The following is a 7854-nucleotide window of genomic DNA, read 5'->3' as shown; positions in this document are numbered from 1 at the left end:
CCTAGATTAACACACCAAGTGCAACGCTAAGTAATGGAATAAAACACCTGGTTTGGCGTTTTAAACCCTAATCGTTTTCTTGGTCTGTTGTTTAACCTGTCTTCAATGTTTTGAACCTCATCATCAGATACTTGTCTAAAGTCACATCCTTTAGGCAAGTACTCTCTAATCAAGCCATTGGTATTTTCGTTTGTTCCTCGTTGCCATGAGGCATAAGCATCAGCAAAGTAGAACCCACTATAGAGTCTTTGCTTAATGGCTTTATGATCCGCAAATTCCTTGCCATTATCGGACGTAATCGTCTTAACGTGTAGTTTCACTGGAGTTAGCATTACCACCATCGCATCCGCGACCAGATGAGCACTCTTTTTAGTCACTCGCTTCATCTTAACCAAACCTGTCTTTCGCTCTACCACTGTCACGATAGCTTGTTTATGGTTTTGACCAATGATGGTGTCCGCTTCCCAATCACCGATGCGGGATCGCTCTTTTACTACATGAGGGCGCTCATGAATTGAGATCCTGTCATTAATACGCCCACGAGTCTCAGTGGTAAGCCTTTGACGATAGGGTTTGGCTTTGCGTCTTAAATACTGCCATAGCGTGCCGCCTTGCCTCTTATCCGTCCATAAGTAACGATAGATACTCGTGTGACTGACTCCACTATGAACGCCTGCTATTTGCTCAGGACTCCACTGCAGTTTAAGCTTAGTCACGACCCAGTCCCAGACGTTTAAAATGATGGTGAAGGCATTATTTGCTCGCCTCGCTTTAGCGGTGTTGTCTGCATGCTTTGCCCGGTAGCCTCGTAGGCTTTTATTGCGTCTAAGCTCTCTTGATATGGTGCTGGGACTTCTGCCTAACGCCCCTGCTATAAATTTAATACTATGTTGTGCCCCTCTAAGGGCATAAATCTGATATCGTTCCTCTAGGCTTAGATGTGTATAGCTCATGGTTGCAATCTCACTTTGGCGGTGGATAGTAGCTTTGATGCTAGCGCATCTAGGCCTCTTTTTCACCTGCTCTTTGATATTGCACTTCATGTGTTAATCTAAGCTGCAAAAAAACCGCCGTATCTTTTGATACGGCGGTTTTTTTATGCATTCAAACGTAAGCTTAGAAGCTTAATTTCTAGTCAGTTTTAACTTTAAAATCTGTGTGACATGATTTACAGCTTTGACCGACTTGGCCAAAGGCAGGCATAACGTCATCCATACTGGTAGCGTTTTGTGCTGCCGCGTTTAGCTCAGCCGTCGCTTGTTGAAAGCTATCTGCTTCAGCTTTGAAGCCGTCGACATTAGACCATACTGCTTCGGTGGCATTGCCAGCCGCTTCTTGGTTTTCAAAATGACTCCAAGGCGTGGCAGCATCTTCTGCCAAAAACGCCGCTTGTTCTTTAAATACTTCTGCATCGAATGTATCAGGTGCTTCAGCCATATCACCCATGACACCCATCGCATCACCCCAACTTTTCATGCTGTCTTGACGCGCTTTAACATCAGGGTCAGCTGGCGTGCTACAAGCGGTTATACCTAAAGCTGCTGCCATTAATGTGATGCCAAAAATTGATTTTAATGATTTGTTATTATGAACCTGTGCCATGAAAGTTACTCCTTTAATCTGGCTAATAGTAGGCGCGCTTGCAAATGCTAGCCCTAAATAAAAATATTATTATAAAACTGACTCTCGCCCTTTAGAAACGCAGTCGCTTCTAAAGGGTTTTTGCGAAAAATACATTCTATTGTAACGGTTATCTAAGTAATGACCGTTACAATAGTTGTTATCACATCGTAAAATTTGACTGCACAACATAGATTGTATAGTCAGCGAAAAGTAATATCGATACATCACGTGCTGATATTAATTTTTTGTAGCCTCTGTCTGCGCAGGCACAGCAAGCAAGAAAAATTGATATCAGCAATACCGTAGCGTTTTTAGAATATTTTGACTATATATTGTACAACGAGCTACCACAGTGGTTTTATAACTGAGGTTTATTATGACTAAGAGTTGTTATCATTGAGCTTCAGTGCAAACGACGCTCGTAGCACAACTATAGTCGGAGCACTTTTAAACCGCTACGGTGTTACCCGCCCTAGATGTACTTAGTGTACTATCTGCGGTCGGTCGCCTTGTAGCGATTTTAAAATTCCTTGACTATATAGTTATAGCGACAGCCAATCACGTGGCTTGAGATAAAAGTCAGTCAGCTCAAACTCAGGCGTTCCTGCGGCAGGTTCAAAGCGGTAATGCCAGCTGGCCAGTGGCGGCATACTGACTAAGATAGATTCAATGCGTCCGTTGCTTTGTAGTCCAAATAGCGTGCCTCGATCATATACAAGGTTATATTCGACATAGCGGCCACGACGATAGAGCTGGAATTCACGCTGCGCTTCGATATAGGGCGTCTCTTTACGTGCCTCAAAAATGGGCAATATACCGTCAAGATAACCGTTACCGACCGCCTGCATGAAGTTGAAGCAGGTGTCAAAGTCCCAGCCGCGACTCTCCGTATTGACATCATCATAAAACAGCCCGCCGATACCGCGTTGCTCATCACGATGACGCAAATGAAAATACTCATCGCACCATTGCTTAAAGTCAGGATAGACAGTATCGCCAAAGGGCGCACAGAGGTCATGACAGACTTGATGCCAATGGACACAGTCCGCTAGTACTGGATAAAAAGGTGTCAAATCAAAGCCACCGCCAAACCACCAAATGGGGTCTTCGCCCTCGGCTTCGGCGACGAACAAGCGCACATTGGCATGGCTAGTTGGGACATTGGGGTTTTTTGGGTGAACAACCAGTGACACACCCATCGCTTGAGCTTTACGACCTGCAATATCAGGGTGACGTGCGGTGGCAGAGGCGGGCAAGTTATGGACATGAATATGGCTAAACATAACCCCTGCTTTTTCAATCACCTCACCATCTGCCAGCACGCATGAGCGCCCACCGCCGCCTTCAGAGCGTTCCCAGTTATCAGGGACAAACGTCGCATTGCCGCCGCCATCGCGCTCTTGCGCTTCTAAGGCTTGACAGATACGCGCTTGTAAATCGACCAAAAATTCACGCACACGCATGATGTCATTTTTGGTTGGGGTCGTTGAATCTGCTGCTGACAGATTTGGAGAATTATCACTATTTGGAGTACTCATAAAAATATCTATTTATTCAGGTGTAGGGCGGTATTGAAATCTTTGTCGAGTAGATGACCCATGCGATCACGCTTGGTAGCCAGATAGTCTGCATTCATGTCGTTGACGCCGACGACCAATGGTACGCGCTCCACGACGTTGATACCATGGCCAGTCAAGTAAGCGACCTTGTCTGGGTTGTTGGTAATGAGTCTCACCGCATCAACGCCCACATGGGCGAGCATCGGGCTGCACATATCATAAACGCGCGCGTCAGCAGGCAAGCCTAACATCAGATTGGCATCTAGGGTATCATGCCCTTGATCTTGCAGGGCATAGGCACGAATCTTGTTGGTCAGCCCAATGCCGCGACCCTCTTGGCGCAGGTATAAAATAGCGCCGCACCCAGTCTCTTGTATCGCTTGCATCGCGGTATTGAGCTGAGGGCCACAGTCGCATTTTAGTGAGCTAAAAGCATCGCCTGTCAAGCATTCAGAGTGGATGCGCACTAAGGGAATAGGTCGTTCTGCTAGCGCGTCATCCTTTTGCTGCAAGCCCGCGGCCTCTGTCTGTTGATCGACCACAGACAGACCGACAGTCAGCATTACATGCTCTTGACCGTCATCATTTTCAAATATATGAATATCAAACTCGCCGTGACGAGTCGGTAATGTGGCACTGGTAATAAATTGATATGACATTAATGTCCTACATGAGCCGATCATCGAGGCGGTAGCGGATTCTGACATAGCCATATTATTATGGTTAAGGTGTTATCAGTATAACCGGTTCGTGAAGGCAGTGTGTTTATTGTGCTTATTATAAAAACACACAAAGTTCACAGACGACGCACGATGATTAAAGCGACAATTAAAAAAAAATGCTATTATGCCATACTATTTTAACGGATACAGTGACAAGTCTTTGCCCTTACATTACTATGTCGTCACTAACGGCTGATATTGATGCCAGGCAATAAGGCATAATAGCAACGGTTGATGTCACAGCGTTAAGACTATCGTCGTCTATTATGGCGGCGTATTTATTGCTATGCGTGATTATATAGTTGCTAGCAGTAATTTTATAGTTAACGATATCAATATAGTCAATGACATCCATAATGGTGTCGTGATTATTACTATTATTAACGTCGCTCAGTTATTTATAGTCATAGTAATATTTTAAATAGACCCTTGTCAGCAGATTGGTAGGTATCGTACGGTTTATGCAGCAGTCACCTCATTCCCCACAGTCTCAGTCAGTATCCGCGTCAGCCATTGAGTCTGCTGCTAAGCTATCCAGTCTGCAACAGACGTATGCAGTGATTCCGCGTGCGCGTCCCCAAACGCCGCTACTTGATGCGATCAATACGCCTACTGACCTAAAAGCACTCACTACCGCGCAGCTGATAACCTTGGCTGATGAACTGCGGCTTTTTTTGCTGTATTCAGCCGGTCAGAGTGGTGGACATTTTGGTGCCAATTTAGGGGTGGTTGAGCTGACGATTGCGCTGCATTATCTCTTAGATGCGCCGCAAGATCAGATTGTTTGGGACGTCGGTCACCAAGCCTATGCGCACAAAGTTCTGACAGGTCGCCGCGATAAGCTCGGAACGATTCGCTCCAAAGACGGTTTGACGGCTTTCCCTGAGCGTGCTGAGTCGACTTACGATACCTTTGGTGTTGGGCATTCATCGACCTCTATCTCAGCTGGTCTTGGCATGAGTCTAGCGCTGCGTTACCAAGGCCGTGCACAAACGGTTGCTTGTATTATTGGTGATGGGGCTATGACCGGTGGCATGGCGTTTGAAGCCATGAATGACGCCGTGCAACAAGATGCCGATCTGCTCGTTATTTTAAATGACAACGATATGTCGATATCCTGCTCTATCGGTGGCTTTTCCCGGCATTTAGCGATGCTATGGGAGTCAGGCTATCAAGTTGATATCTCTGATACTGGCGAGCCTGTGCTGTGTCATCGCCCTGATATGCAGGCCTTTGACCGCCGCAAACGCCATAAAGAGATGCGCGATGTACCGCAGTTAAAAGACAACTTATTCAAAGCGATTGGCTTTACCTATTTTGGCCCCTTTGATGGTCATAATATCCCTGAGCTGTTACGAGTATTGTCGCTTGCCAAGCAAGTAACAGGTCCGGTCTTAGTCCATATTTATACCACTAAAGGTAAGGGCTTTGCGCCAGCAGAATTAGATCCAGTCGGCTACCATGCTATCAGTAAATTGCCTGATGAAGTGAAACCTACAGAACATAAAACTGCAGCAATCCATACTCAAAAAGCTGATATTCCAGAAACTAACCGTCCAAAAACTAGGCCTGCCTTAAAGTACTCACAAGTATTTGGTCAGTTTCTATGTGACAAAGCAGCGGCAGACGATAAGTTGCTGGCAATTACTCCAGCAATGGAAGAAGGCTCGGGGATGATCGACTTTGCTCGTCATTTCCCCGAGCGCTTTTTCGATGTCGCTATCGCTGAGCAACACGCGGTGACGCTTGCTGCTGGTATGGCGACTCAGGGCGTTAAACCTATTGTCGCGATTTATTCGACGTTCTTGCAGCGTGGTTACGATCAGCTCATTCATGATGTCGCTTTGCAAGACCTCGATGTGACGTTTGCTATCGATCGCGCTGGTCTGGTCGGTGAAGATGGGGCTACTCATGCTGGCGTGTTTGATTTTGCCTTTTTACGCTGCGTGCCCAATATGTTGATTGCGGCGCCAAAAGATGAGAATGAATGCTACCATTTGCTCAATACCTGTTATGAGTACCAAGGCTGTACAGCCGTACGCTATCCACGCGGCGTCGGTACTGGAGCTGTTATTACTCAGCCAGCGCAAACTTATAACATCGGCAAGGCAGTGGTAGAGTCAGTATTAGGTAACAACAGTGCCCCTAAAAAACTGGCGTTATTGGCATTTGGCACGATGGTTGCGACGGCTCAGCAAGCGGCAGAACGTCTGATTAATGATAATATAGAATCAGACTGTCAGATACAGCTCGTCAATATGCGCTGGGTAAAACCGTTAGATACTAAATTGCTCGAAACCTTAATTGAGCAAGGTATTACCCATATTGCCACCCTAGAAGAGCATATGATAATGGGCGGCGCGGGTAGTGCGGTCAATGAGTATTTGCTGAACGAATCTGCTGCTTTTAAAGCCAATCGTCCAGCTGTCTCTAATATTGGCATCTCTGATCGCTTTATCGCCCACGGCTCCCAAGTCGAGCAATGGGCTGACTGCGGTTTAGACGTTGGTGGTGTGGTCGGTCAACTACAAACGTTATTGTCGTAACTTTATACCGCGGAAATGCATTTATAAAAAGCTTTAATAGTTATGGTTTTAATTATAAAGATCGAAAAAAGATAATCATATAACCAACAGATATAACGCCTGCTTAGCCGTGGGTGCTGACTTTTTTACAACTTGCGCAGTTTGTGATGACCATTAAAATAGTGGTTGGCTTAGTGAGCGTGAAGGTTTTTTCGTCTCTATCGAACAATTTTAGTATAATGCGGTTATTGTTTTTAAAGGCTGGATTTTTAAAAACGACGTCTTTTTGATCGCATAGCAGTCGTGTGATGCGGCGGCTGATTGGCATGTTGTGAGCACAGATTTAGTATTATTTTTGACAGTTATTCATCAAGTAAATGTTTTATTCATTCATCAAGCAAATAGGTTATTTATGGAACCCATGGTCGTCATCGCAGCGCGTACTGCTGAAAAAGTTGGTAAAGAGATTTTATATGCGCATCAAAACCGCCACAAAATTGAATTAGATATCGAGTCGAAAGGGCTTGATGGACTGGTCACGCGTATTGATCGCTTTAGCGAAGAGCTGACCATTGAAACCCTAAAAGCCAGCTATCCAAATCACTCGTACTTGGGTGAAGAGTTTGGTATGCAAGAAGGTCGCGGTGAAGATGCTGACTGGTGCTGGATTATCGATCCGCTAGATGGCACCAAAAACTTCGTTCATGGCGTGCCGCAGTTTTGTGTGTCTATCGCGGTACAGCATAAAGGCGTGACTCAACATGGCGTTGTCTATGATCCTGTCCGTGATGAGATGTTCTCTGCTAGCCGTGGTAAAGGCGCACGCTTGAACAATCGCCGTATGCAAGTGAGCGAGCGCAAAACGATTGATGGTGGTTTATTTACTACTGGTCATCCGCTTGAGCGCAAACGCAATGGTGAAGTTGTTTCTTATGCCAAAGAGCATTTTGAAAGCCTGCTAAAAATCTCTGAGTCTGGTGGCCAGATTCGCCGTTTAGGCTCTGCTGCGCTTGATTTGTGTTATGTAGCGGCTGGTCGTTTTGATGGCTACTTTGAAATGTCTATCAAGCCTTGGGATATTGCGGCCGGTGAGCTTATCGTGACCGAAGCACGTGGTGTGGTCGTCGATCATACAGGCGCGCACAACTCAATGACCTCAGGCTCTATCTTTGCTTGTAACATCAAATTATTAAAGCCGTTGATGCAGGTGGTTGTCCCAACATGGGGCGACGCAGTCTAGTCAGTTAACGACGAGCTAGTGATGGCATGAGATTGGTCAAATGATGAGTAATTAATACTGTTTTGCTAGTGCATGTTCTAGGGCTAGTCTTCGAGTTTTTAGCAATAAAAAAGCTGGCACCATAATGGTGCCAGCTTTTTTATTGCGTCATGTTTTACTGCTTAAACGTTTTACTACTTAAACGC

At 45.6% G+C, this 7854-nt stretch carries 6 protein-coding genes; 2 read left to right on the top strand and 4 right to left on the bottom strand.

Annotated features, from left to right (window positions below; all coding sequences use genetic code 11):
• Window positions 1–26 precede the first annotated feature (26 nt).
• The 4 genes from W293_RS16185 to ribA all read right to left on the bottom strand — a co-directional run bounded on the left by W293_RS16185 (window position 27) and on the right by ribA (window position 3841).
• A complete protein-coding gene (locus W293_RS16185; protein ID WP_037025096.1) occupies window positions 27–953 on the bottom strand; it encodes an IS30 family transposase in 927 nt (308 codons plus the stop codon).
• A 178-nt stretch (window positions 954–1131) separates the two neighbouring features.
• A complete protein-coding gene (locus W293_RS0106995) occupies window positions 1132–1602 on the bottom strand; it encodes a c-type cytochrome (protein WP_025651756.1) in 471 nt (156 codons plus the stop codon).
• Between the two features lie 563 nt (window positions 1603–2165).
• A complete protein-coding gene (gene hemF / locus W293_RS0106990; RefSeq protein ID WP_025651755.1) occupies window positions 2166–3161 on the bottom strand; it encodes an oxygen-dependent coproporphyrinogen oxidase in 996 nt (331 codons plus the stop codon).
• Between the two features lie 8 nt (window positions 3162–3169).
• A complete protein-coding gene (gene ribA, locus W293_RS0106985; RefSeq protein WP_025651754.1) occupies window positions 3170–3841 on the bottom strand; it encodes a GTP cyclohydrolase II in 672 nt (223 codons plus the stop codon).
• Between the two features lie 524 nt (window positions 3842–4365).
• On the opposite strand from ribA, the gene dxs reads away from it, so the two are divergent.
• Together dxs and W293_RS0106965 are read left to right on the top strand one after the other, a co-directional pair.
• The gene (dxs, locus tag W293_RS0106975; RefSeq protein ID WP_025651752.1) at window positions 4366–6450 is read left to right on the top strand and encodes a 1-deoxy-D-xylulose-5-phosphate synthase; all 2085 of its coding nucleotides are present in this window, start codon (window positions 4366–4368) and stop codon (window positions 6448–6450) included.
• 391 nt (window positions 6451–6841) lie between these two features.
• Window positions 6842–7669: an inositol monophosphatase family protein gene (locus tag W293_RS0106965; RefSeq protein ID WP_025651750.1), complete on the top strand. Its 828-nt coding sequence runs from the start codon at window positions 6842–6844 to the stop codon at window positions 7667–7669.
• Window positions 7670–7854 lie beyond the last annotated feature (185 nt).

Origin of the sequence: Psychrobacter sp. TB67, from assembly GCF_000511065.1 — a bacterium.
Lineage (GTDB): Bacteria > Pseudomonadota > Gammaproteobacteria > Pseudomonadales > Moraxellaceae > Psychrobacter > Psychrobacter okhotskensis.
This window is presented reverse-complemented; position numbering and strand designations above follow the sequence as displayed.

Bases quoted from the DNA above. Each gene is read 5' to 3' on its own strand.
- W293_RS16185 (WP_037025096.1), bottom strand. From the start codon at position 953: ATGAGCTATACACATCTAAGCCTAGAGGAACGATATCAGATTTATGCC.
- W293_RS0106995 (WP_025651756.1), bottom strand. From the start codon at position 1,602: ATGGCACAGGTTCATAATAACAAATCATTAAAATCAATTTTTGGCATC.
- hemF (WP_025651755.1), bottom strand. From the start codon at position 3,161: ATGAGTACTCCAAATAGTGATAATTCTCCAAATCTGTCAGCAGCAGAT.
- ribA (WP_025651754.1), bottom strand. From the start codon at position 3,841: ATGTCATATCAATTTATTACCAGTGCCACATTACCGACTCGTCACGGC.
- dxs (WP_025651752.1), top strand. From the start codon at position 4,366: ATGCAGCAGTCACCTCATTCCCCACAGTCTCAGTCAGTATCCGCGTCA.
- W293_RS0106965 (WP_025651750.1), top strand. From the start codon at position 6,842: ATGGAACCCATGGTCGTCATCGCAGCGCGTACTGCTGAAAAAGTTGGT.